This is a genomic window from Bacillus sp. SRB3LM, assembly GCF_015712745.1.
GTDB classification, from domain to species: domain Bacteria; phylum Bacillota; class Bacilli; order Bacillales; family Bacillaceae_G; genus Bacillus_A; species Bacillus_A thuringiensis_K.
Genome location: NZ_VWVQ01000007.1, coordinates 337,822 through 361,064, shown reverse-complemented (window position 1 = coordinate 361,064; position 23,243 = coordinate 337,822). Strand labels below are relative to the sequence as shown.

Below are 23,243 nucleotides of genomic sequence, written 5' to 3'. Positions count from 1 at the left end.
GGGGAGCATCTATGTTTCGCACAATGATGAGAGCAAAGTTACATCGTGCAACTGTAACGGAGGCAAATTTAAATTATGTAGGTAGTATTACAATTGATGAAGACTTAATGGATGCGGTAAATATTGTAGAAAACGAAAAAGTCCAAATTGTAAATAATAATAATGGTGCTCGCTTAGAGACATACGTTATTAAAGGGGAACGCGGTAGTGGTGTTGTTTGTTTAAACGGTGCTGCGGCAAGGCTTGTACAACCAGGGGACAAAGTAATTATTATTTGTTATGGGCTAGTTACGGAAGAAGAGATTCATAAACAAGAACCAAAAATTGCAGTACTAGACGATAATAATCAAATTATTGAAATGTTAGGTGCTGAAAAAGCGGGTACGATATTATAAGTAGAAAAGCTATCTCCATTGCGGAGATAGCTTTTTTGTGCATCTTTTCATTAAGATGAGATAAAACGTGGTATAGTAACATTATATAAATTATTGTTGTTTGAAAGGTAAGAAATTGAGGTGTTACATATATGAGTAAGCGTTATGTCGTTGTTGATTTAGAGACGACAGGGAACTCCTGGAAAGATGGGAAGGATAAAATTACCCAAATTGCAGCTGTTGTAGTAGAAGATGGAGAGATATTGGAGATTTTTTCGTCTTTTGTTAATCCAAAGAGAGAGATCCCACCATTTATTACAGAATTAACAGGGATTGATGAAAGTCTTGTAAAACAAGCCCCGTTATTTCAAGATGTAGCCCCGATGATTGTTGAGCTATTACAAGGTGCGGCTTTCGTTGCGCATAATGTTCACTTTGATTGGAATTTTTTAAATGAAGAATTAAGGCAAGCTGGATATACAGAAATACATTGTCCGAAAATCGACACGGTTGAATTGGCTCAAATTCTTTTGCCGACAGCCGATAGTTATAAATTACGTGATTTAGCTAAGAAGCATGAACTAGAGCACGATCAACCACATCGTGCGGATAGTGATGCTCTTGCAACAGCGGAATTATTTTTACAATTTTTAAATGAAATTGAAAAGTTACCACTTGTCACGTTGCAATCGCTTTATGAATTAAGCGATGTGTTCCAAAGTGATATAGCTGATGTGCTTTCTGAAAATATTTTAAAGAAAGTAATGCACGGTAAAGAAGATATAGCGGAGTATGAAATACATCGAAATATTGCGCTGAAAAAGCGGAACTATTCCTTAAACCTTGGAGAAACGTGTTCATCAAAGTTTGATGCTTTCTTGAATAAAACGATGGATAAATTGGAATCACATATGCCAAAGTTTGAAAGAAGAGAAAGTCAACAATTGATGATGAAAGAGATATATACGGCGTTAAGAGATTCTCGTTTTTCACTAATTGAAGCCGGTACAGGAACAGGAAAGACTCTTGCTTATTTGCTTCCTAGTCTTTATTTTGCAAAGAGAAAAGAAGAACCTGTCATTATAAGTACACAAACGGTACAACTCCAACAACAAATATTAGAAAAAGAAATTCCGTTATTACAAAAAATAATGCCATTTTCATTTGAGGTAGCTCTTCTAAAAGGAAGAAAGCATTATTTATGCTTACATAAATTTGAGTATGCTTTGCAAGAGGAAGAAAAAAATTATGATATGGCACTTACGAAGGCGAAGATTTTAGTTTGGCTATTGCAAACTGAAACAGGTGATCGAGACGAATTAAATATTCCTGAGGGTGGAAAGTTACTTTGGAATCGGATTTGTAGCGATGCGTATAGTCCAGGCGGTATGCAAAGTAATTGGTATAGTCGTTGTTTTTACCAGCGAGCGAAGAATAAAGCTTTATTTGCAGATATCGTTATTACAAATCATGCGTTATTATTTCAAGATTTTTCAAGTGAAGAACCGTTGTTTGCTTCATGCGAACATATTATTTTTGATGAAGCTCACCATATTGAAGAAGCTGCGAGTAGAACATTGGGTGAACAGTTCTCTTGTATGTATTTTCAATTGGTTATATCTCGTCTTGGGACGCTAGAAACAGAAGATGTACTCTCCAAAGTATATAAAATGATGAAAAAATCAGAGCAAGCATCTCGTTCAACTTTCCGTATGATAAGTTATAGTTTGAAGGAACTTAAGTTTGATGCGGATGAACTCTTCCAAATGTTACGTACTTTTATATTTAAACAAACAAAGCAAGAACAAGGAACGAATAATATGCCGCTCATCTATAGGTATAACCCAGAACTAGAAAAAGGTAAGTTGTGGGATAGTATTGTCGAATTAACAAATCGTTTTATATATGAATTAAGAAGGGTAGTAACTGCTCTTGAGAAGCAAGTGAATATATTGCAAAGTAAGTTAGAATGGGAGATGCATGTTGTAACAGGTGAATTTATGCATTTAATTGAGTTGCTGAGAAAGATGGCAGAATCATTACAATTACTCATATTAGAAAAGAATTCGTATGTAACTTGGATGGAGACTGAAACGAAAGGGACGATTCATTCAACAGTTCTATATGCACAGCCTGTTCATATTGGTGAAAGATTTGCGGATGAATTTTTAACAGAAAAAAAGAGTGTTATTTTTACATCTGCAACACTAACAATTAACGATACGTTTGATTATATAAAAGAGGAACTTGGTTTACATGATTTCGCTCCAAATACTTTAAAGGTTCCGTCACCATTTCGTTATGATGAACAGATGAAATTAATGGTTTCAACGGATGTACCTTTTATTAAGCAAGTAAGTAATGAACGATATATTGAATCTGTATCGGAACATATTGCAAAGATAGCGAAAACCACAAAAGGCAGAATGCTCGTTTTATTCACTTCGTATGAAATGTTAAAAGAAGCGTATGCGAATTTAAAAAATAATGATGAATTAGAGGGTTATTTATTACTCACACAAAGTGTGAATAATAGAAGTAGAAGCCGTTTAATTCGAAAGTTTCAAGAGTTCGACAAATCAATTTTATTAGGGACGAGCAGTTTCTGGGAAGGAATAGATATTCCAGGAGATGCCTTAAGTTGTCTTGTTATAGTCCGTCTACCATTTACACCTCCTCATCAGCCGATGATGGAAGCGAAAGGTGAGTGGCTAAAAAATCAAGGTGAAGATGTATTCGCTAAATTAGTGCTCCCACAAGCAATATTACGTTTCAAACAAGGATTTGGCCGTTTAATTCGAACGAATACAGACACAGGAACGGTAGTAGTGTTAGATCGTCGTTTGACGAGTTCTTCTTATGGAAAACGATTTCTACAATCGATTCCTAACGTACCTCTTTATGAAGGACCATTAGAAGAATTATTAGTACAATTAGAAGAACCACCAAATGAATAAAAATGGAAGAAAAATACGCCTGAAGTATTTATAAACTTCGGGCGTAAAAAATGTGGGTAGGAGGAATTTTATTTTTCTTACTTCTTGTATACAAAATGTGTTGGTTTTCGACTTGAAACCTTTTTTTGCTGTACATGTCCTGCTATAATAGATGGGTGATGAAGCAGGGGTTGTAAAGAATGTACTCTTATTGTAACCGCATTGCGTTCTTCTATAATTAGAAATTTTTGTGTAACGGAGGAGTTTTTTCATGGAGAAGAAAATCGAAGTACTATCAACGACACGTATTAAATATTCGTCTGATTTGTATAAAATTGTTGATAGTTTGAATCGTACGTTAAAAGAGCAGGACCTCATGTTCGGACTAGCATTAGACGAAAAAGATAAAGAAACAGCTGTATTTACGATTTACAGAACGTAGTGATACAATGAAAAAGTGGATCTTTGCAATCATTATTGTTATCGTTGCTAGCGGAATATATGGGGCGTATGTTTATAATAAAGCGATGGGAAAGAAAATTCCCAAAGAGTCGAAATTTGTAGAAATTGCTAAAGAAAAAGCAAAGCTTACAAAGGTCAAATCTGTTGATTATTACAATGGAAAATCTGCATATATAGTCGTGCAAGGTACAGATGAAAAGGGAGAACAACTTATCGTTTGGGTGCCTGAGAAAAAAGGGGATACTGTAGTAAGGAAAAAGAGCGAAGGTATTTCTGAAAAAGAGGCTATACAAAGAACAATAGAGCAAGTCGGCAATGAAAGTAAGGAATCAAAAAGTAAGCCGAAAGAGATTATGAAAGTGAAATTAGGCTTTGAAAATGATGTACCACTATGGGAAGTTACATATATTGATGATGACAATCGTTATAGCTATTACTATCTTGAATTTAAAGATGGAAAATTTTTAAGACGATATAGCATTGAAAAATAGATGTAGGGGGAACTACAAATGAAATTAGCAAAGCGAGTAGCTGCTTTAACACCGTCTTCAACTTTAGAAATTACAGCAAAGGCACAAGCATTAAAAGCAGAGGGTCATGATGTAATTGCATTAGGGGCAGGGGAACCTGACTTTAATACACCAGAGCATATTATGGATGCTGCACATAAAGCGATGTTAGAAGGGCATACGAAGTATACACCAACAGGTGGATTACAATCGTTAAAACAAGAAATTGTGAAAAAGTTTACTCGCGATCAAGGTATTGCGTATGATCCATCTGAAATTATTGTATGTAATGGTGCAAAGCATGCATTATATACATTATTCCAAGTATTACTTGATGAGGGAGATGAAGTTATCATCCCAACTCCTTACTGGGTAAGCTATCCAGAGCAAGTGAAGCTTGCTGGCGGTAAGCCGGTTTATGTAGAAGGTTTAGAAGACAATGAGTACAAAATTACAGCAAAGCAGCTGCGTGAGGCAATTACAGAGAAAACGAAAGCGGTTATTATTAATTCACCGAGCAATCCAACAGGAATGATTTATAGCAAAGAAGAATTACAACAGCTTGGAGAAGTGTGTTTAGAACATGATATTTTAATCGTTTCTGATGAAATTTATGAAAAATTAATTTATGGTGGCGTAGAATATACTTCAATTGCCCAGCTTTCTAATGCATTAAAAGAACAAACACTTATTATTAATGGTGTATCTAAATCTCATTCTATGACAGGATGGCGTATTGGATATGCAGCAGGGAATAAGCAGCTTATTAAAGCGATGACGAACTTAGCGAGTCATAGTACGTCAAACCCTACTTCAATCGCTCAATACGGCGCAATTGCGGCATATGCAGGCTCACAAGAACCTGTAGAAACAATGCGTCAAGCCTTTGAAGAGAGATTAAACATCATTTATGATAAATTAATTCAAATCCCTGGCTTTACTTGTATTAAACCGCAAGGTGCATTTTACTTATTCCCTAACGTAAAAGAAGCTGTAGCTTTATCAGGATATGCAACAGTTGATGAGTGGGCAAAAGCTCTATTAGAAGAGGAAAAAGTGGCTCTTGTACCCGGTACAGGATTTGGGGCTCCAAATAATGTTCGTTTATCATATGCGACATCTCTTGAACAAGTAGAGAAAGCATTAGAGCGCATCCATACATTTATGAAAAGTAAAGTGCAAGCTTAATTTTATATTTCATTCATGTAATATAAAAAACCTCCCTATTAATGGGGAGGTTTTTTTGACGAATTGTGGCAAAAAGAAATAGCTAAAGGTGTGTTATACTAGAGAGCGAGGTGTTTGGTGATGAAAAAGAAAATAATGTTACAGTGGTTTGAGCAGGGAAGCATTGCAATTCCAAAATTGCTTATGATGCATTATAAAAAATTAGGTTTAAATGAGACGGAATTTATGGTGGTACTTCATGTACACACATTTTTAGAATCAGGTAATTCGTTTCCGACTCCTTCAGAGATTTCTGAACGGATGACGATAACGGAAATGAAATGTATGGAAGTAATTCAAGTATTGATTCAAAAAGGGTTTTTATCACTAGAAGGTGGACAAAGATCAGAAGCGATGATGTGCGAAAGTTATTCTTTACAACCGTTATGGGAAAAAATATTACATTTCTTAATGGATGAATCAATAGAGGAAGAGCAAAAAGAAAAAAAACAGCTGCAAGTAAATTTATATACAGTATTTGAAAAAGAATTTGGAAGACCACTTTCGCCGTTCGAATGTGAAACGTTAGGAATGTGGGAGGACCAAGATCAACATCATCCAAATTTAATTCAAGCGGCTCTTAGAGAAGCTGTAATGAGTGGAAAACTAAATTTCCGATATATTGATCGTATTTTATTTGAGTGGAAAAAGAATGGAATTAAAACGGTAGATCAGGCTCAAAATCAAGGTCAAAAATTTAGAGCGAATCAACAAAGAACACAACAAATGACAAAACAAGAGACGAAATTTACTGGAAAAGTGCCTTTTTATAATTGGTTGGAGCAGTAATATAGGAGGAAAAATATGCTTAACAAAACGCAAATCCGTTATTGTTTAGACACAATGGCGGATATGTATCCAGAAGCACATTGTGAATTGGTTCATGATAATCCATTTGAACTTGTAATCGCGGTGGCGTTATCTGCACAATGTACGGATGTACTTGTAAATAAAGTGACAAGAAATTTATTTCAAAAATATAAAACACCAGAAGATTATTTAAGTGTTTCTCTAGAAGAATTACAACAAGATATACGCTCTATCGGATTGTATAGAAATAAAGCAAAAAACATTCAAAAATTATGCCGAATGTTATTAGATGACTATAATGGAGAAGTACCGAGCGATCGAGATGAACTTACGAAATTACCAGGTGTAGGAAGGAAAACAGCGAATGTTGTAGTTTCCGTAGCGTTTGGAATTCCGGCAATTGCTGTTGATACACATGTGGAGCGAGTGAGTAAACGATTAGCTATGTGTAGATGGAAAGACTCTGTGTTAGAAGTAGAAAAAACATTAATGAAAAAAGTACCGATGGATGAGTGGGGAGTTACACATCATCGTATGATTTTCTTTGGACGTTATCACTGTAAAGCACAACGACCGCAATGTGAGGAGTGCAGACTGTTAGAAGTATGTCGTGAAGGAAAGAAGCGAATGAAGGTGAAATAAAGGATGGAGCGAGTTATAGAAATACCGAAAGAATTTCACTGTTTACCATTTTTTGAAGAAAGTGTAAATTTAATTAAGTATCATACAGACAATTCTTTTGAAGAGATAATACAAAATACTTACTTTATATTTGATATTGAAAGACAGTATGAGCCATGGAAGGAAATTGAAAACAGTATTCCAGCGATGTTGAATGTATGGAAAAATAAGCATGAAGACATTGCTATACTGTTTCGAAATAGAAATAAGCAAGAGGCTGAGGGACCAATGATTCTTTTTGCAGCTCACTTGTTATCGGTTGTCTATTGGCTAAATGAACAACCTGTTCATAGTTTGAATGAAATGCAAATAAATACGAATAAATTAAAAGTACAACCTGTTAATTTTATGGAAAGATATTCATTCATTATAAAGAAACCGAGTAATTATCATTCTTATATTCAATTAGCGCAGTTGTATATCGAAATAGAAAAGCTGTATGTAAAGAAAATGATAACAAAAAAGAAGTCCGCTTCTCGTTAAGAGAAACGGACTTCTTTTTTTGTATATTAGGACTCTGTTGTTACAACAGCACCGTCTGCGTGAGGTGTATCTCCTCCGGTATTTTGGTGTTGCTGTTCTTGTTGTTTCTTAGCTTCTTCTTCAGCTTTTTTCTTGGCCTCTTCTTCAGCTTTCTTCTGAGCTTCTTCTTCAGCTTGTTTCTTAGCTTCTTCTTCAGCTTTCCTTCTAGCTTCCTCATCAGCTTTCTTCTGAGCTTCTTCTTGCTGTTTACGTTGTTGTTCTTGTTGCTGTTCTTGTTGTTTTTTAGCCTCTTCTTCAGCCTTTTTCTTAGCTTCGTCTTGTTTTACTTTATCTTCATTAGCCTTTTTCTGGGCTTCTTCATCAGCTTTTTTCTTAGCTTCTTCATCGGCCTTTTTCTTAGCCTCTTCTTCAGCTTTTTTCGCATCTGGAGTTCCGCCAGGCGCAGTGAAGGATGCACCAACTGCTGGGCTTGTGCCAGTGCCTTTTTTCGCTACTACAGAGAAGCTATAAGTAACACCTGGTTTAATACCACCAAGAGTAGCTGTCGTACCACTTACTGATAGGCTGCCACTTGAACCGTCAGTTGCTTTATAGCTGGCTGCATATGCATCAACTTCTGCTGGTCCAGACCAGTTTAGTGTAACTGTGCTAGCGCCATCAAAAGTGACATTCAGACCACTAGGGGCATCTACTTTAATTTGTTTAATTGCATCTTTTTTCGCACCTTTTACATATAATTCTCCGTTTATTTCTTGAACAGAAGAAGGACGTTCAAAGCGTGATTTATCTGTAGCGAATTTGCTCATCATTACTTGGAACATTTGCTGTGCAATTTTAGTATAACGATCACTAATGTAGTTTTCTGGACCGTTCTTTACGTAACCCGTCCATACAGCCATCGTATATTGTGGTGTATATCCAGCGAACCAGCTATCTCTGTTTGCATCAGCTGGAATGCCGTATTTCTTTAAATCTTTTGCATCAAAGTTTTGCGTTCCAGTTTTACCCGCTACGTCAACACCTGAAACATATGCTGTTGGTCCTGTACCACCAGAACCAGGTTTTACTACGTCACGAAGAACGTCAGTTACCATGTAAGCTGTATAGTCTTGCATAGCACGTTGTTCTTTCGGTTTAAAGCTTTTCTTTTTCCCGTCCGGGAAGGTTACTTCTTTTACGAAGTGTGGTTTATTGTAGTTACCACTATTACCAAAGGTTGCATATGCACCTGCTACTGCTAAGGGAGAACTATCGTTACTACCAATTGCAGTAGATTCATGTACTCCATTTTCAAATGTCATGCCTAAACCTTCAGCAAACTCTTTTGATTTATTAAGTCCAACTGTTTGAGCTGTCTTTAAAGCCGGGATGTTTAATGACTTCTTCAATGCTTCACGAAGTGAAACGTCACCTTTAAAACTCCCTGTAGCATTTTTAATCTTTGTGCCATCAGAATAAGTATATTCAGAGTCATTTAATTGATGATAAGTAGACCACTGAAGATTCTCAATCGCTGGACCGTAGTCGAAAATTGGTTTCATTGTTGAACCAACTTGGCGTTTTAAATCAGTTGCCATATTATGACCTTTGAAAGTGGACTTATTTTCTTTACGTCCAGCACCAATTGCTCGAACTTCTCCAGATTGTGTATCCATAAATACGAATGATCCTTGGAATTGATCGTTTGGATACTTAATAAGATTGCCATCCATAATTTTTTCAGCATAATCTTGAGCATCTTGATCAAGTGTTGTATGAATCGTTAAACCATCTGAACCGATATTTACATCAGGATATTCTTTTTCAACTTCTTTTACAACTGCATCTAAAAATGCTTGATACTTCATCTCAGTTATTTCTGAAGACGGTTGAAGGCCCTCTGTTACTGGGATTTTAACTGCATTATTCATTTCTTCTTTTGTTATATAACCATGTCGATTCATTAATGACAATACGACATTACGACGATTTGTTGCTCGTTCAACATTTTCCTTTTTGGTTGGATCATAAATGTTTGGACCTTGGGGTAAACCAGCGAGCATAGCAGCTTCATGTAATTGCAAGTCTTTTAAATCTTTACCATAATATTTTTGCGCTGCTGTCGCAATACCGTATGAACGGTTACCTAAATTAATCTTATTTAAGTACATTTCTAAAATCTCATGTTTAGAGTATTGTTGCTCTAATTTGTAAGATAAGTACCATTCTTGTACTTTTCTCTTAGCGGTTTTATCCATCGTTAGAAAGTAGTTTTTAACGACTTGCTGTGTAATCGTACTACCACCTTGGGAACCGAAACCACCAGTGACATTTTCCATAACTGCTTTTGTAGTTCGTTTAAAATCAATTCCATTATGATCATAGAAACGCGAATCCTCAGTTGCAAGGAATGCATTTTCAACTACTTTTGGAATTTGATCATAAGTAACATGTGTTCGTTTTTCAGCACCGTATTCATAGAAGAAATTTCCGTTTTTATCAAGAAACTTTGTTGATAAAGGATTAACAAGTTTGGATTTGTCTAATTTTGGAGCGTCCTTTACCATAACAAAGAAAGCGGAAACGCCGGCTACAAGACCAACGATACCAAGAAGTAGACAACCTATAAGGAATTTCTTGAAAAAGGAGCCTTTTTTCTTTGGTTTTTCTTCTTTATGTGTTTTTTTCTCTTGATTTTTCACATGATTTCGTTCTGTACGAGAACGATAATTATCTGACATTATACTTTCTCCTACCTTTCATTCTCTCCCCCAAAAGTCGAAAAAAGAGCCTTAGTGATGACTCTATCACGAAAAATAAACCATGTCTAGTACACGGATATAGTCAATCCGAGGGTGATAACCGCATGATAATAAGGATCCATGCTCTTCTATTTCTTCTTTCGTAATCGACTTGCGTCCACCAGTATTTTGACGATTCCAAAATGCAATAATATGTTTTGCATCTAGTAAATAAAATTCATCAAAAAGTGTAAATTTAATAATAACAAATGCAATTCCATTATGAGCAACCACTTGCTTCATATGTTCAATTTGATGAAGGTGGAAGTTTTGAAGTGGGAAACTAGTTTTATTTTTTGTTTCCTTTGCTTCAAAATCGATGTATTTCCCTTTGTATACACCGTTGTAATCTGTTGTAGAAGGTTGTTTAAAATACGCTTCTTTTACCACTGCAGCACTTCGAGCGGGGTAATCTACTTTTACAATTTGAAGAGGTGTAGGCTTTTTATGTACACATGCAATATTATGGGTTAAGTAATATTGATTTGTTTCATTCAATTCCTCTTCAAGGGACATACCTCTATTACTATAAGTATGTGTTTTTATAGGTGTTTTTTGAGGTTGTGAAGCTTGATTATACCTTTTTCCATTTGGGTAACGAATGGTCATAGTGTGTCCACTCCCAACTTGCTAAGAATTACTTACAAAGGTGATTATATCAAAAAATGAAAAAAGATGTGACCTTTTTGATGAAAGGTATGATGACTTATTTATGTTTACATGGAATGATTATATGAAAATTAAACAAAATCGAGAAAAAAAGTTTTGTACAGAGGAAGAAAGAGCAATCATTCGCAATATTAAAAAGAAAACAGAAATAGCTAATGTGGACAATATTTCTCGAACACAATCTTATCAAGAATATTATTTAAGAAATAGTGAAATCAGGTGGGCCTTTTTAGCGAGTATGGTTTCGAGAAATGCGGGCTGGAATATGACTGATTTAGAAGGGAGATATTATGCTACTGTTTTACCTAAAACGGTAAAAAAACATTTATTTATTCTGTACGAACAGGCTAATTGGATTATTTTTTTAGATGCATTTCCACAGCTATTATTGTATGAGGAAAGTAAGAAGAGACGTGCACCTCTCTTTCATTTGTTGCAATATTTCAGCGTATCAATTTTTATGGAAAAAGAATGGCTATTTTTCTGGGAAAGAAGAGATATAAATAGGCTTATGACAGCGCTTATTATAAATGAACAAAATAAAATTCAAAAACCAGTCATTGAGAACACATATTTTAAAAAACATGTATTCCATACTGCACTTTTTAAAGTACAAGAAAGATTTCATATTAGTGCAGTTATCTTCCCAACAATTGAAGGGAGAATGTATGGATTTTCGGTTTATCAATTTGAAACGTTACAACAGCGTATAGAACTAGGAAAAAAATTAGCATGGTTATTGTTTCATCCAATTTATAATGGTTCGTTTTATAAGTTTGCATTGCAAACTACACATACTGGGTCTAGAGAAGATTATGAAGTTTACGCAAAGGAAACTCGAAAGTCTTATACGCCAACACTTAGAGATATTTATCCTGTTATTTTACATGAAGAAATAAAAATGAGAGATTGGTTTTGTGCAAATATGAAAATGAATGTGCTATTTGTACTTGAAGAACCTAAAGGGGAAGTTAATATAACAGAATGGTATAGAAGAAAGAGAGAACAAATCTATAGGCTATCTATCGTAAATCGTTTTGCTAAAAGGATGGATGAGTTCATGATATAATAAAAAAGAAGTCCCGTCTTCCATTTTGAAGACGGGACTTCTTAATTTGAAACAATCCTGCTATGTGTGCTACAACTTTAATCTCAAAACGTAATGCTAGTAGGAGATTAAGGGTGACTTGAAATTTAACTGTTCGTAATAAAGTCTCGCTTTATGTAGCAGGGAAGTTTGGACCATCTAGCTTTGGATTGCCAGTCTCGGGTTTATTTTGTTGTTTGTTTTGGTTTTTCTTTTTTTCATTTTTGTTCTTTGCCATTGTAATACACCTCCTTTTTGTATTGTTACCATTTCTATAAATGACATACGAAATGATTTCTTTGACGAATAACAACTAGTTTTGTCATGTGGGCAGGAGTGGTGAATCATTCGGCGAAAATACATGACAAAGGAAAAGCAAAGAAGGAGGCGTTTTGTATATGGCGATGGTTCAAAAGGAAGATGTAATGAAAAAAATGGATCAAATGTTAAGTTCTCTCGATTTGCTGGAAATGAATATAGGGATTAGAATGAATCATGCATTAAAGGATGCGAGTGAAAAAATATGCAATAAGATAGAAATAACAGAAATGCATATTGAACATATGGAAAATAAATTAGTGCATCACGAAGAGAAAGGGAATTGGGTAAAGACATTTCAAAACGTCGTAGTGAGTGCATAATAAGGTGGGAAAGTAATGAAGAATGAAGCGTTAATACAGTCTTCAGAAAAACTCATGCAGTATAATAATGAAGCGAATGTAAAAAAGAGAGAACTAACCGAATACGACTTTTATAAGGATATGAAACCGTTTGTAGATATGGTAGATGAGGAATTAAAGAAGTGGAAAGAATTAGCTTATACGTGGATTAAAGAAGAAAAGCCAAAATATATACATGTACAGCAAATTGATCAAGTATACGATAATTTACAAACGAATGTGTTACAATGCTTTGTAAATAAAGGTAAAGGTAAACGATTCTTTGAAACACACCAAGCCATTTCGTATACTTTGCAAAATATAGTTGAGCAATGTAAATAACAAGAGGGAGAGCCCTCTTGTTATTTTTATGCTTCTGTCATTGTTGTGGGTTTTGTTGCGCCGTTTATTTCTAATTCTTTTATTAATGTTCGATAATCTGATATGCATATTTTTCCTTCGAGATACCAATGTCTCGCAAAGTCTAATAATTCATTTACATTCTCTGTGCAATACCCCTTTTTTTGAGAAAACGCTTGTTTTAAATCCCCTAATACCATGTTGATTCCTCCCCCATGAGAATCTTCTTCTTCATTATCATAGCATGGAAGGGTTTTCTTTTTTAATTTTTTAAAAATTTAAACTTCCGACAAAAATAGACAGATACTCCATCACACATATTATTTTATAGGTACATATTATATATGTAGAAACTTATGTGAAGGAGGAGAGAATGCATGTTTCAACAACCTAACGTATATCAGCAAACGAATCCATATGTACAGCAAAATATGTACCAATATAATACGGATACATATTTACGGTATAATATGTATCCTTTTGAGCCTTATTATGGAAATCAAAATTATTATCAACCGTTTGAAGTGTCCTTTATGAATCAAGCTCAACAACCACAACAGCAGCAACCTTATGTGAATCAAGCTCAACAACCACAAGCTCAGCAACCATACATGAATCAACAACAGCAGCAGCCTTATATGAATTCGCAATATTATATGCCACCACCACCATCGCCGTATGCTAATCAACAAGCGATGTTTTATCCACCAAAACAACCGTATCCGACGCAGGGTAAGCAAAAGCAACAACAGCCAAGTCAGTTTTCTAGTTTTGTTTCTCAATTTAAAACATCAGATGGTAACTATGATGTAAATAAAATGATGAATACAGCTGGACAAATGATGAATGCGATGAATCAAGTGACAGGTATTGTAAAGCAAGTTGGAGGCTTTTTTGGTAAGTAATGTTGAAGGATTGTCTATAAAAACAATGTAGATGAAATAAAGGACTAGACAAATTTCCTTGTAATAAATGGGTATATATAACAAACGGCTTTCTCTCTTTTCTCATACTGTAAAGTGTAATCAGATTTTTTTAACGAGAGAGGAGAGAAAAAACTATGCATCATTGTCATCCTTGCTTTGGAGGGCATAAGCCTACAGGACCTATTTGTACGACTGCTCCTGTCATTCATCCGACGAAACAATGCGTAACACACTCTTTTTCAACAACGGTGGTGCCACACATTTTCCCAACACATACAACACATGTACATCATCAACAAATTAAAAACCAAAACTTCTTCCCACAAACAAATTCAAATGTAAATGTTGTGGACCCAATCGACCCAGGATTCGGCGGCGGATGTGGACCGTGTGGTCATGGTCATCATCATCATCATCATCACCACGGTCATCAAATATCTCCATTTGGGCCGGGACCGAATGTATCACCGTTTGGACCAGGACCAAATGTATCACCGTTTTTACCAAACAATGTATCACCAGTAGGTCCAAATATCGGACCAAACGTTGGTGGAATATTTAAAAAGTAAATGATATGTTAGAACTAGCGAAATGCTAGTTCTTTTTTTGTAATTGGAGTGTTGATATGAAAGTTATTTCAGTAACAGGATATAAGCCATTTGAACTTGGAATATTTAAAAATGATCATCCAGGAGTGGAGTGTATAAAGAAAGCATTACACCGTAAATTACTCACTTTTGTAGAAGATGGTTTAGAGTGGGTTATAATAAGCGGCCAATTAGGTGTAGAATTATGGGCTGCTGAAGTTGTTTTTGAAATGCAAGTAGAATATCCAGATTTAAAATTAGGGGTATTCACTCCGTTTTTAGAACAAGAAGAAAATTGGAAAGAAGATAATCGTGAATATTACGAATTTATTCTTTCTCAAGCAGACCATGTTGATAGTATCACGAAACGGAAGTATGAAAGCCCAGAGCAATTTAAATTAAAAAATCAATTTTTTATTGAAAAAAGTGATGCGCTTTTAGCGGTATACGATGAAGAAAAACCAGGAAGTCCCAAATATATTGTAGAATCAGCAAAGAAAAAAGGGGAAATAGAAAATTATCACAGTTATTTCATTCTTTTTTCTGATTTACAAGATATAATAGAAGAGGAACAGTGGAATAATGCAGAGTAATATGTAATATAGTACTCGTATATATGATTGACAAAAAGCATTGTTTCTGAAAAAATTTAGTTAATGAAAGTTTTGGTAAAAATTTGAGGTGAAGAAAATGATTTCGGATAAAATTAAATTAACAGCGAAAGATATTTTAGAAAAAGAATTTAAAACAGGTATGAGAGGTTATCAGCAAGAAGAAGTAGACAAGTTTCTTGATATGATCATTAAAGACTATGAAGCTTTCCACAAAGAGTTTGAGCAATTAAAGCAACAAAATGCTCGTTTAAAGCGTGAATTAGAGGAACAAAAACTAGCTGTAACGCAAGTTCCACAACAACCTGTACAAACACCAGTTGCACAACCAGTTTATAACAACACGAATACGGATATTTTAAAACGCTTATCTAACTTAGAAAAAGCTGTATTTGGAAGTAAGTTATACGAATGATGTAAGGTGGGAAAAGGTTTAAGCATTTTACATAGAAAAAAACGTTGCAAAATCTTTTTGTTTCCACTATACTAATGGATGTCATAACGTTTGGGTAATCGCTGCAACGCCAACGTTGTAGAGGAAAGTCCATGCTCGCACGGCCTGAGATGGCTGTAGTGTTCGTGCCTAGCCAATTCATAAGCTAGGGTATTCTGGCTGTAAGGCTGGTTTAACGGCAGGGAAAAAACCTAAGTCCTTTCGGATATGGTTTGACTACCTTTAAAGTGCCACAGTGACGAAGTCCTTGAAGAAATGATAGGAGTGGAACGAGGTAAACCCCACGAGCGAGAAACCCAAATAATGGTAGGGGAATCTTTTCCAAGGAAATGAACGATGGGAAAGGACAGGTTTTATAACCTGTAGATAGATGATTGCCACCGGAGTACGAGGCGTGGGCCGTTTGTAGTACAAAGGAACAGAACATGGCTTACAGAACGTTATGAACCAACTATGAAATAACTCAGCTCTCCTTTGTTAGAGGAGGGCTTTTTATTTGTATGAAGTTATAAAGTATGAGTTAAAATGGTTAATGAGAAAATTTTTCGTAAAATGTAATGATTAATAGGACCAATTGCTATTAATTATTGTTTGAATATACATAAGAGGTGAATGCAAATGGGAAAAGTTACTTTAATTGCAACAGCGGCAATGGGTATTGAAGCGTTAGTTGCCCGAGAAGTTCGCGATCTTGGTTATGAATGTCAAGTAGAAAACAGCAAAGTAACATTTGAAGCAGATGAAAAGGCGATTTGTCGCACGAATTTATGGTTACGTACTGCGGACCGTGTAAAAATTAAAGTTGGCGAATTTAAAGCAACAACATTTGATGAGCTATTTGAAAAAACGAAAGCATTAAACTGGGGAGATTATATTCCAGAGAATGGCGAATTCCCTGTTATCGGTAAATCTTTAAAATCTGAATTATTCAGTGTTTCGGATTGCCAACGTATCGTTAAAAAAGCTGTCGTTGAAAAATTAAAAACAACATATAAACGTACAACTTGGTTTGAAGAAGATGGTCCATTATTCCGTATCGAGATTGCAATGCTCAAGGATATTGCAACATTAACAATTGATGCGAGTGGTGTTGGACTTCATAAACGTGGATACCGTATGGATCAAGGGGAAGCTCCGTTAAAAGAAACATTAGCTGCGTCTTTAATTAAATTAACAAACTGGAAGCCAGATCGTCCATTTGTTGATCCATTCTGTGGATCAGGTACAATTCCGATTGAAGCAGCATTAATTGGACAAAACATTGCGCCAGGATTTAACCGTGGTTTCGCATCTGACGAGTGGGGCTGGGTAGGTAAACAAAACTGGCGTGAAGCTCGTCAAGAAGCTGAAGATTTAGCGAACTATGATCAACGATTACAAATCATTGGATCAGATATTGATCATCGTATGATTCGAGTTGCTCAAGATAACGCAGAAGAAGTAGGCTTAGGCGATTTAATTACATTTAAACAAATGCAAGTAAAAGATTTCACAACAAAAGAGGATTATGGCTACGTTGTAACGAATCCTCCATACGGAGAACGTTTAAGTGAAAAAGCACTTGTTGAACAATTGTACAAAGAAATGGGACAAGTATTCCGTCCGTTAGATACATGGTCAGCATATGTATTAACAAGTTACGAAGCATTTGAGAAGTGTTACGGAAAAGATGCATCGAAGAAACGTAAACTATTTAACGGATTTATCCGTACAGATTACTACCAATACTTCGGAAAACGTCCACCGCGTAATTCATAGTATAAAACTCCTCTAGCACGCATATACTGGCTATTATGTAATGCGTAAAGGAGGAACTAATATGGATAGTTTCCAATTATCAATGATTCAAAAAGCTATTCACCGTACGTATGATGAGCTCGGAAAAGAAGTGGATAGCCAAGGTGTGATTGTAGATGAAATACAAAAAGCACAAGAAGAATATTTGTCAGCTCTTTCACATGAAACAGCGATTGATAAACGGTATTTAAAGTCATTAATATAGAAGAAAATTTTCCTTTTTCGAAAGGAAAATTTTTTTTCGTGCATTTCTATGTATTGTAACAGGGGAAAGTGACTGCATACAAATGAGTAGCGGTTGCTATATCTTTTTATAGAAAAACTTTTTGGTTGGAGGCTAAGGATGTTTACTGAGAAGAGATTACCATTTGAAGTAGGAAAACAAGATAATTTTTATGATAAGTTGAATGAGTGGATTGGAGATGTGTTTTACGACATCCTTCCAGAAAAAGGATTTGAAGAGCGTGATGAACAAATTTTTATGGCGTTTCAATTAGAGCGTGCTTTCCAAGAAAAGAAAGTAATGTTCGCAGAAGCGGGTGTAGGAACAGGGAAAACAATTGTATATCTTCTATATGCAATTTGTTATGCGCGTTATACTGGGAAACCAGCTATTATTGCTTGTGCAGATGAAACGTTAATTGAGCAGCTTGTGAAAGAAGAAGGGGACATTGCTAAGTTATCTGAAGCATTAGGGCTATCTGTTGATGTAAGGCTTGCAAAATCAATGGATAATTATTTATGCTTACGTAAACTTGAAGATGTTATGAGTGGACGAGCTCCAGAAGTAATTGAAGACGTATATTACGAGTTACCACAGTTTGTATTCGATCATGGTACGATGCAAAACTTTACGCACTATGGTGACAGAAAAGAATTTCCACTTTTAAATGACGAAGAATGGTCAAAAGTAAATTGGGATTACTTCCAAGATTGCTTTACTTGTGATTCTCGTCATCGTTGTGGACAAACTCTTTCTCGTGAACATTATCGTAAAGCAGCAGATTTAATTATTTGTTCTCAAGATTTCTATATGGATCATATTTGGACGTACGATGCTCGTAAGCGTGAAGGGCAAATTCCGTTATTACCAGAAAGTAGCTGCGTTGTATTCGATGAAGGACATCTTGTAGAATATGCAGCTCAAAAAGCTTTAACATACCGTTTAAAGCAAACGATGATGGAGCAACTATTAACGAGATTATTACAAAATGATATTCGTGAAGAGTTTGCACATTTAGTAGAAGAAACAATTTGGCAAACAGAGCGATTCTTTGATGTGTTACAAGAAAATAAAAAGGAAATTGCCGGTTCGGATCGTTTAGAAATTACTGTGACAGAAAAAGTAACAGCTGAAGCAAAACGACTTTATGCGAAAATTGGTGAAGTCGGTGATGCATTAGTATTTGAAAGTGAAATGCATACAGTAAATACGTATGATTTAAATATCGTTGATGAACATTTAGATGTGTTAGAACATTCACTTCGTCTGTTCATGCACGAGAAAAATGTAATTACATGGGGCGAAGAAGGTGATGGAGCCTTCACGTTAGTCATTATGCCACGTGCAGTTGAAGAAGTGTTACAAGAGAAAGTATTCTCGAAGAAAATCCCGTATATCTTCTCGTCTGCTACATTATCTAATAACGATTCATTCGCGTTTACAGCAAATAGCTTAGGGGTAAAAGATTACTTATCATTCTCAGTTGCCTCACCGTTTGATTATGAGGAGCAAATGGCAGTAAACTTACTATCGCATACGAAAGAAAATGAATGGGAAAGAAAGTGTCAATATACACTTGAAAATATACAAAAAACAAATGGACGTACACTTGTATTATTCCGTACAACGCAAGAGCTTGCAGCGTTTAAAGAATATGTAAGTAAAGAACAAATGTCAGTTCCGTTCCTATATGAAGGGGATCAAGAAATTAGTCAGCTCGTTTCTCGCTTCCAAAATGAAGAAGAGACTGTACTTTGTGCCGTTCATTTATGGGAAGGTTTAGACATTCCTGGTTCATCATTATCACATGTTATCATTTGGTCATTACCATTCCCTCCAAACGATCCGGTGTTTGAAGCGAAGCGTAAACATGTTAATGATCCGTTCTGGGATGTAGATGTGCCATATATGATTTTACGTCTTCGTCAAGGCATCGGTCGTTTAATTCGTACGAGTGACGATAAAGGTGCTATTTCAATCTTCTTATCTGATACAGAAGATGAGAAAGTGATAGAAGCGGTGAAAAACGTACTACCGGTAGAAGGTAAAGAATTATAAGGAGAAAGCTTGGCGCTTGCCAAGCTTTTTTTCTATTATAAAAGGAATTTAGATTTTCATGTCGAATTAAGTTTGAGGTAGAAAAGGGAGGTTTTTATACGATGACAGTAGCTACATATGAAGTAGAAAAACAATTTTTAACATATGTGAAGAAGATACAAAATTACGGAGAAGCATTAAGCTTAATGTTTTGGGACTTAAGAACAGGTGCGCCTAAAAAAGGTGTGGACCAGCGTTCAGAAGTAATTGGTATGCTTTCATCAGAAGTGTTTGCTATGTCGACTTCAGATGAGATGGGAAATTATTTAACAGAGCTTGAAGCTTTAATAAGTGAAGACAAACTTTCTGAAACGACGAAGAAAATGGTTGAAGAGTGTCGTAAAGAATATGATAGAAATAAAAAAATTCCACAAGCTGAATATGAAGCGTATGTGAAATTAGAAGCGAAAGCGGAAAGTGTGTGGGAAGAAGCCCGCGAAAAATCTGATTTCGAAATGTTCCGTCCGTATTTAGAACAAATAGTTGAATTTAAAAAGAAATTTATTACATATTGGGGTTACGAAACATACAAATATAATACATTATTAGATATGTATGAGCCGGGTATTACAGTAGAAGTGTTAGATCACGTATTTGGTCAACTTCGTGAGCGTATCGTTCCGCTTGTAAAAGAAATATCGGAGTCACAAAAGAGATTAAAGACAAGTGCTTTATCAGAACATTTTTCAAAAGAAAAACAAAAGAACTTTACATTAGAGCTATTAAAGCAGTTGAATTATGACTTTGAAGCAGGTCGTCTTGATGAAACGGTGCATCCTTTCGAGATTACATTAAATAGAGGGGATGTTCGTATTACGACACGCTATGACGAAAAGGATTTCCGTATGGCTGTGTTTGGAACAATTCATGAATGTGGTCATGCTGTATATGAACAAAATATTGCAGAAAAATTTGAAGGTACACCGCTATGTAGTGGAACATCTATGGGTATTCATGAGTCACAATCGTTATTCTTTGAGAACTTTATCGGTCGTAATAAATCATTCTGGAAGAAAAATTATGATTTATTAAAAGAGTATAGCAATGGTCAATTCAATGATATATCAGTAGATGAGTTTTATGATGCGATTAACGAATCGAAGCCATCGTTCATTCGTATAGAAGCAGATGAGCTCACATATCCGCTTCACGTTATGGTTCGTTATGAGCTTGAGAAAGAATTATTTGATGGTACATTACAAGTGAAAGATTTGCCAGCGGCTTGGAATGATAAGATGGAAGCATATTTAGGAATTCGTCCGGAAAACAATGCACAAGGTGTATTGCAAGATGTTCACTGGGCTGGTGGTTCATTTGGATACTTCCCATCTTATGCGCTTGGTTATATGTACGCAGCGCAGTTTAAGCAAAGAATGTTAAAAGATATTCCGAACTTTGATGCATTATTAGAAGAAGGAAACGTAACGCCAATTCGTGAATGGCTAACTGAACATATTCACCAATATGGTAAAACGAAAAAGCCACTTGAAATTTTAGAAGATGTAACAGGCGAAGGGTTAAATGCAAATTACTTAGCAGATTATTTAGAAGCGAAGTATAAAGAAATTTATGAGTTGTAAAAAAAGAGCTGCTTACTTGCAGCTTTTTTTTATAGGGGGATAGAAGATGGTTTATACATATACAGTAATGACGCAAGAAGAGGCGGAAGAGATTGCATATAACTGGCATTATAAAGGGGAATATTCCTTTTACGATATAGAGGCAGATGAAGAAGATTTAGCTGGATTTTTACATGATGAGAGTAGAGGGAATCATACATTTTCAGTGAAGGAAAATGGCATTCTCGTTGGTTTTTTTACTATTTGTAAAATAAATAATGGAACGGTTGATATAGGTCTTGGAATGAAACCTGATATAACTGGAAATGGATTTGGTTTACAGTTCGTAAATGCTGGACTAGCTTTTATTAAAGAAAAATACGGATGCAATTATATAACGTTATCAGTAGCGACATTTAATAAAAGAGCTATTAAAGTATATAAAAGGGCAGGATTTGAAGCAGTTGGAACGTTTATACAGAAGACGAATGGTAGTTGTTTTGAGTTTTTGAAAATGAATTATATATGTGAAAAATAACAAAAAACAGAAGAGGGTTCTTCTGTTTTTTGCAACTTCATTAACTTTCAGTTGATAGCATGTGTACAGCTATTTCATGCATGTCTTTCAAACCTGACACTTGAGCGTATTCAGCAACAGTAATACTACTCGTTGTTAGAAGTTCGATAATATGTTCATCCATTCTTGACCAAGTTTTACCGCCAGCGTTATCATAAGAGTGAATTAACTTTGTTAGTCCATCCTTTCCAAAGAGTAGATAATGCGATGTGAAATCTATAGATACATCACCTATCCCTACTTCTGTCCAATCGATTAAGCCAGTTACCTTATTTTTATTATCAATCAGGATATGACCTGGATGGATATCCCCATGCTTTACTCCTACGTGAGATGGCCAAAAAGAGTCTTCAGCTAGCCATGCTTGCCAACGATCCCATAAGTTTTGATTGATGTGGTATTGTTCCTTCACTCGATTCATCCTTTGTTTCATAGAAGTTCTTAATTCATTAGCAGTAAGAATTTCAACACCTATACTATTAAATTTTTGCTGAGGTAATGAGTGTAAATTCGCTAAAACTTTTCCTAAGGAAATATAGTATTCAGTTGGTACATCCTTTTCGTTAAAGGTCCATATATAACCTTGTTGTTCTATATCGATAGTAGCGGCAGGAACGCCACTTAGTTGTTTATAAGCAATTAGTTCCTCAGAAAATATAGACCAATCAGGAACTTGGAATTCTGCATGTTTTTTCATGATTTCTAATGCTTCTTTTTCACGTAGAGCATGTCTCATAGATTCTCGTCTATGAGGAATTCGTAGTATCCATTTATCCCCGTTTTGTTCTTTGACGTGTGCTACTTGAAAGTCAACGCCAGATTCATTGATTTCTATTGAATCTTCTAATATATTTAGTCCTTCCTTATTTGCTAATTGTTTCACTTTAAGTGTATTCATTTTGATTTCCTCCAAATGTTTATTTAGATTTCAATGTTTTCATACGTTTTCTGTTACGAATTGTTTCTAACTACATCCATATGATTGAAGTAGCAAGATATAAGAAAATGTAATCATAAAAAAACCACAGACGGGCTTCTGTCTGTGGTTAAGAGTAAACGAGGATATAATGAAAAAACGTCTCTTTTTGTATCAAAAAAATATACGAAAAAAAGACAGATGTATATCTGCCTTTCTTCATATGGAAAGTGTATTCTTCCGTTGAAGATTATTAAAAATGTGCAGACTAATCCCGTTTACTCTGCTTTATGAAAACAGAGCCTTTGAACATATTAAGTTACTTATTGTTCAAAGTTTGCTGACGTAGTCTTCCTGCATGCATCATCTTTAACAATCCTCCTTTTAATAGTATAGTGTTACTATACTTTGTTTATAAGTAAACATCAACAAAAAATACTAGATGTAATATGTAAAAAC

At 35.2% G+C, this 23,243-nt stretch carries 25 protein-coding genes and 1 other RNA gene; 21 read left to right on the top strand and 5 right to left on the bottom strand.

Annotated features, from left to right (window positions below; all coding sequences use genetic code 11):
* Nucleotides 1-11 precede the first annotated feature (11 nt).
* The 8 genes from panD to F3I02_RS06415 all read left to right on the top strand — a co-directional run bounded on the left by panD (nucleotide 12) and on the right by F3I02_RS06415 (nucleotide 7,482).
* Nucleotides 12-395 carry an aspartate 1-decarboxylase gene (gene panD / locus F3I02_RS06450; protein ID WP_000490182.1) on the top strand — a complete coding sequence of 128 codons (384 nt, stop codon included), beginning with the start codon at nucleotides 12-14 and terminating at the stop codon, nucleotides 393-395.
* Between the two features lie 131 nt (nucleotides 396-526).
* A complete protein-coding gene (gene dinG / locus F3I02_RS06445; RefSeq protein WP_196477759.1) occupies nucleotides 527-3,331 on the top strand; it encodes an ATP-dependent DNA helicase DinG in 2,805 nt (934 codons plus the stop codon).
* A 250-nt stretch (nucleotides 3,332-3,581) separates the two neighbouring features.
* Nucleotides 3,582-3,752, top strand: coding sequence for a YpmA family protein (locus tag F3I02_RS06440; RefSeq protein WP_000412179.1), 171 nt, complete (start codon nucleotides 3,582-3,584; stop codon nucleotides 3,750-3,752).
* Nucleotides 3,753-3,759: 7 nt separating this feature from the next.
* Complete coding sequence (locus F3I02_RS06435; RefSeq protein ID WP_000758739.1) at nucleotides 3,760-4,263, top strand: cell wall elongation regulator TseB-like domain-containing protein; 504 nt, start codon at nucleotides 3,760-3,762, stop codon at nucleotides 4,261-4,263.
* Between the two features lie 18 nt (nucleotides 4,264-4,281).
* A complete protein-coding gene (gene aspB / locus F3I02_RS06430; RefSeq protein ID WP_000761561.1) occupies nucleotides 4,282-5,469 on the top strand; it encodes an aspartate transaminase AspB in 1,188 nt (395 codons plus the stop codon).
* Nucleotides 5,470-5,589: 120 nt separating this feature from the next.
* The gene (dnaD, locus tag F3I02_RS06425) at nucleotides 5,590-6,297 is read left to right on the top strand and encodes a DNA replication protein DnaD (RefSeq protein WP_000727172.1); all 708 of its coding nucleotides are present in this window, start codon (nucleotides 5,590-5,592) and stop codon (nucleotides 6,295-6,297) included.
* 15 nt (nucleotides 6,298-6,312) lie between these two features.
* Nucleotides 6,313-6,960, top strand: a complete 648-nt coding sequence (gene nth / locus F3I02_RS06420) for an endonuclease III (RefSeq protein ID WP_000933037.1) — start codon at nucleotides 6,313-6,315, stop codon at nucleotides 6,958-6,960.
* Nucleotides 6,961-6,963: 3 nt separating this feature from the next.
* A complete protein-coding gene (locus F3I02_RS06415; protein ID WP_000442648.1) occupies nucleotides 6,964-7,482 on the top strand; it encodes a YpoC family protein in 519 nt (172 codons plus the stop codon).
* 26 nt (nucleotides 7,483-7,508) lie between these two features.
* Here the strand turns inward: F3I02_RS06415 and F3I02_RS06410 are convergent, their stop codons facing one another.
* Both F3I02_RS06410 and recU read right to left on the bottom strand, forming a co-directional pair.
* Nucleotides 7,509-10,202, bottom strand: coding sequence for a PBP1A family penicillin-binding protein (locus tag F3I02_RS06410; RefSeq protein ID WP_196477758.1), 2,694 nt, complete (start codon nucleotides 10,200-10,202; stop codon nucleotides 7,509-7,511).
* A gap of 66 nt (nucleotides 10,203-10,268) precedes the next feature.
* Nucleotides 10,269-10,871, bottom strand: a complete 603-nt coding sequence (recU, locus tag F3I02_RS06405; protein ID WP_000155598.1) for a Holliday junction resolvase RecU — start codon at nucleotides 10,869-10,871, stop codon at nucleotides 10,269-10,271.
* A 103-nt stretch (nucleotides 10,872-10,974) separates the two neighbouring features.
* On the opposite strand from recU, the gene F3I02_RS06400 reads away from it, so the two are divergent.
* The gene (locus tag F3I02_RS06400) at nucleotides 10,975-12,000 is read left to right on the top strand and encodes a DUF2515 domain-containing protein (protein WP_000495647.1); all 1,026 of its coding nucleotides are present in this window, start codon (nucleotides 10,975-10,977) and stop codon (nucleotides 11,998-12,000) included.
* A 151-nt stretch (nucleotides 12,001-12,151) separates the two neighbouring features.
* Here F3I02_RS06400 and F3I02_RS34625 read toward each other — a convergent pair whose 3' ends face one another.
* A complete protein-coding gene (locus tag F3I02_RS34625) occupies nucleotides 12,152-12,331 on the bottom strand; it encodes a hypothetical protein (protein ID WP_001987054.1) in 180 nt (59 codons plus the stop codon).
* 85 nt (nucleotides 12,332-12,416) lie between these two features.
* Between F3I02_RS34625 and F3I02_RS06395 the strand changes: the two genes are divergently transcribed.
* Together F3I02_RS06395 and F3I02_RS06390 are read left to right on the top strand one after the other, a co-directional pair.
* Entirely contained in the window at nucleotides 12,417-12,659 is a 243-nt protein-coding gene (locus F3I02_RS06395; protein WP_001252036.1) for a hypothetical protein, read from the top strand.
* 15 nt (nucleotides 12,660-12,674) lie between these two features.
* The gene (locus F3I02_RS06390) at nucleotides 12,675-13,019 is read left to right on the top strand and encodes a YppE family protein (protein WP_000786940.1); all 345 of its coding nucleotides are present in this window, start codon (nucleotides 12,675-12,677) and stop codon (nucleotides 13,017-13,019) included.
* A 26-nt stretch (nucleotides 13,020-13,045) separates the two neighbouring features.
* On the opposite strand, the gene F3I02_RS06385 is transcribed toward F3I02_RS06390, so the two are convergent.
* A complete protein-coding gene (locus F3I02_RS06385; protein ID WP_000242653.1) occupies nucleotides 13,046-13,237 on the bottom strand; it encodes a YppF family protein in 192 nt (63 codons plus the stop codon).
* A gap of 177 nt (nucleotides 13,238-13,414) precedes the next feature.
* On the opposite strand from F3I02_RS06385, the gene F3I02_RS06380 reads away from it, so the two are divergent.
* The 10 genes from F3I02_RS06380 to F3I02_RS06335 all read left to right on the top strand — a co-directional run bounded on the left by F3I02_RS06380 (nucleotide 13,415) and on the right by F3I02_RS06335 (nucleotide 21,829).
* Nucleotides 13,415-13,942 carry a YppG family protein gene (locus F3I02_RS06380; RefSeq protein WP_000487630.1) on the top strand — a complete coding sequence of 176 codons (528 nt, stop codon included), beginning with the start codon at nucleotides 13,415-13,417 and terminating at the stop codon, nucleotides 13,940-13,942.
* Between the two features lie 155 nt (nucleotides 13,943-14,097).
* Nucleotides 14,098-14,532 carry a CotD family spore coat protein gene (locus F3I02_RS06375; RefSeq protein ID WP_000546273.1) on the top strand — a complete coding sequence of 145 codons (435 nt, stop codon included), beginning with the start codon at nucleotides 14,098-14,100 and terminating at the stop codon, nucleotides 14,530-14,532.
* A 56-nt stretch (nucleotides 14,533-14,588) separates the two neighbouring features.
* Nucleotides 14,589-15,143, top strand: a complete 555-nt coding sequence (locus tag F3I02_RS06370) for an SLOG family protein (RefSeq protein WP_000864832.1) — start codon at nucleotides 14,589-14,591, stop codon at nucleotides 15,141-15,143.
* 97 nt (nucleotides 15,144-15,240) lie between these two features.
* Entirely contained in the window at nucleotides 15,241-15,576 is a 336-nt protein-coding gene (gene gpsB, locus F3I02_RS06365; RefSeq protein ID WP_000622431.1) for a cell division regulator GpsB, read from the top strand.
* Nucleotides 15,577-15,662: 86 nt separating this feature from the next.
* An RNA gene (gene rnpB / locus F3I02_RS06360) (RNase P RNA component class B) lies at nucleotides 15,663-16,053 on the top strand.
* A gap of 180 nt (nucleotides 16,054-16,233) precedes the next feature.
* Nucleotides 16,234-17,373, top strand: a complete 1,140-nt coding sequence (locus F3I02_RS06355) for a THUMP domain-containing class I SAM-dependent RNA methyltransferase (RefSeq protein ID WP_000521224.1) — start codon at nucleotides 16,234-16,236, stop codon at nucleotides 17,371-17,373.
* A gap of 61 nt (nucleotides 17,374-17,434) precedes the next feature.
* Entirely contained in the window at nucleotides 17,435-17,617 is a 183-nt protein-coding gene (locus tag F3I02_RS06350) for a DUF3921 domain-containing protein (RefSeq protein ID WP_000376898.1), read from the top strand.
* A 138-nt stretch (nucleotides 17,618-17,755) separates the two neighbouring features.
* On the top strand, nucleotides 17,756-19,693 hold the full coding sequence (locus F3I02_RS06345; protein ID WP_000493698.1) for an ATP-dependent DNA helicase: 1,938 nt from the start codon (nucleotides 17,756-17,758) through the stop codon (nucleotides 19,691-19,693).
* A 101-nt stretch (nucleotides 19,694-19,794) separates the two neighbouring features.
* Complete coding sequence (gene ypwA / locus F3I02_RS06340; protein ID WP_046945510.1) at nucleotides 19,795-21,312, top strand: carboxypeptidase; 1,518 nt, start codon at nucleotides 19,795-19,797, stop codon at nucleotides 21,310-21,312.
* A gap of 46 nt (nucleotides 21,313-21,358) precedes the next feature.
* Nucleotides 21,359-21,829, top strand: a complete 471-nt coding sequence (locus F3I02_RS06335; protein WP_000263213.1) for a GNAT family N-acetyltransferase — start codon at nucleotides 21,359-21,361, stop codon at nucleotides 21,827-21,829.
* Nucleotides 21,830-21,869: 40 nt separating this feature from the next.
* Here the strand turns inward: F3I02_RS06335 and mphL are convergent, their stop codons facing one another.
* Entirely contained in the window at nucleotides 21,870-22,766 is an 897-nt protein-coding gene (gene mphL / locus F3I02_RS06330; RefSeq protein ID WP_196477757.1) for a macrolide 2'-phosphotransferase MphL, read from the bottom strand.
* Between the last annotated feature and the right edge of the window lie 477 nt (nucleotides 22,767-23,243).

Bases quoted from the DNA above. Each gene is read 5' to 3' on its own strand.
- panD (WP_000490182.1), top strand. From the start codon at position 12: ATGTTTCGCACAATGATGAGAGCAAAGTTACATCGTGCAACTGTAACG.
- dinG (WP_196477759.1), top strand. From the start codon at position 527: ATGAGTAAGCGTTATGTCGTTGTTGATTTAGAGACGACAGGGAACTCC.
- F3I02_RS06440 (WP_000412179.1), top strand. From the start codon at position 3,582: ATGGAGAAGAAAATCGAAGTACTATCAACGACACGTATTAAATATTCG.
- F3I02_RS06435 (WP_000758739.1), top strand. From the start codon at position 3,760: ATGAAAAAGTGGATCTTTGCAATCATTATTGTTATCGTTGCTAGCGGA.
- aspB (WP_000761561.1), top strand. From the start codon at position 4,282: ATGAAATTAGCAAAGCGAGTAGCTGCTTTAACACCGTCTTCAACTTTA.
- dnaD (WP_000727172.1), top strand. From the start codon at position 5,590: ATGAAAAAGAAAATAATGTTACAGTGGTTTGAGCAGGGAAGCATTGCA.
- nth (WP_000933037.1), top strand. From the start codon at position 6,313: ATGCTTAACAAAACGCAAATCCGTTATTGTTTAGACACAATGGCGGAT.
- F3I02_RS06415 (WP_000442648.1), top strand. From the start codon at position 6,964: ATGGAGCGAGTTATAGAAATACCGAAAGAATTTCACTGTTTACCATTT.
- F3I02_RS06410 (WP_196477758.1), bottom strand. From the start codon at position 10,202: ATGTCAGATAATTATCGTTCTCGTACAGAACGAAATCATGTGAAAAAT.
- recU (WP_000155598.1), bottom strand. From the start codon at position 10,871: ATGACCATTCGTTACCCAAATGGAAAAAGGTATAATCAAGCTTCACAA.
- F3I02_RS06400 (WP_000495647.1), top strand. From the start codon at position 10,975: ATGTTTACATGGAATGATTATATGAAAATTAAACAAAATCGAGAAAAA.
- F3I02_RS06395 (WP_001252036.1), top strand. From the start codon at position 12,417: ATGGCGATGGTTCAAAAGGAAGATGTAATGAAAAAAATGGATCAAATG.
- F3I02_RS06390 (WP_000786940.1), top strand. From the start codon at position 12,675: ATGAAGAATGAAGCGTTAATACAGTCTTCAGAAAAACTCATGCAGTAT.
- F3I02_RS06385 (WP_000242653.1), bottom strand. From the start codon at position 13,237: ATGGTATTAGGGGATTTAAAACAAGCGTTTTCTCAAAAAAAGGGGTAT.
- F3I02_RS06380 (WP_000487630.1), top strand. From the start codon at position 13,415: ATGTTTCAACAACCTAACGTATATCAGCAAACGAATCCATATGTACAG.
- F3I02_RS06375 (WP_000546273.1), top strand. From the start codon at position 14,098: ATGCATCATTGTCATCCTTGCTTTGGAGGGCATAAGCCTACAGGACCT.
- F3I02_RS06370 (WP_000864832.1), top strand. From the start codon at position 14,589: ATGAAAGTTATTTCAGTAACAGGATATAAGCCATTTGAACTTGGAATA.
- gpsB (WP_000622431.1), top strand. From the start codon at position 15,241: ATGATTTCGGATAAAATTAAATTAACAGCGAAAGATATTTTAGAAAAA.
- F3I02_RS06355 (WP_000521224.1), top strand. From the start codon at position 16,234: ATGGGAAAAGTTACTTTAATTGCAACAGCGGCAATGGGTATTGAAGCG.
- F3I02_RS06350 (WP_000376898.1), top strand. From the start codon at position 17,435: ATGGATAGTTTCCAATTATCAATGATTCAAAAAGCTATTCACCGTACG.
- F3I02_RS06345 (WP_000493698.1), top strand. From the start codon at position 17,756: ATGTTTACTGAGAAGAGATTACCATTTGAAGTAGGAAAACAAGATAAT.
- ypwA (WP_046945510.1), top strand. From the start codon at position 19,795: ATGACAGTAGCTACATATGAAGTAGAAAAACAATTTTTAACATATGTG.
- F3I02_RS06335 (WP_000263213.1), top strand. From the start codon at position 21,359: ATGGTTTATACATATACAGTAATGACGCAAGAAGAGGCGGAAGAGATT.
- mphL (WP_196477757.1), bottom strand. From the start codon at position 22,766: ATGAATACACTTAAAGTGAAACAATTAGCAAATAAGGAAGGACTAAAT.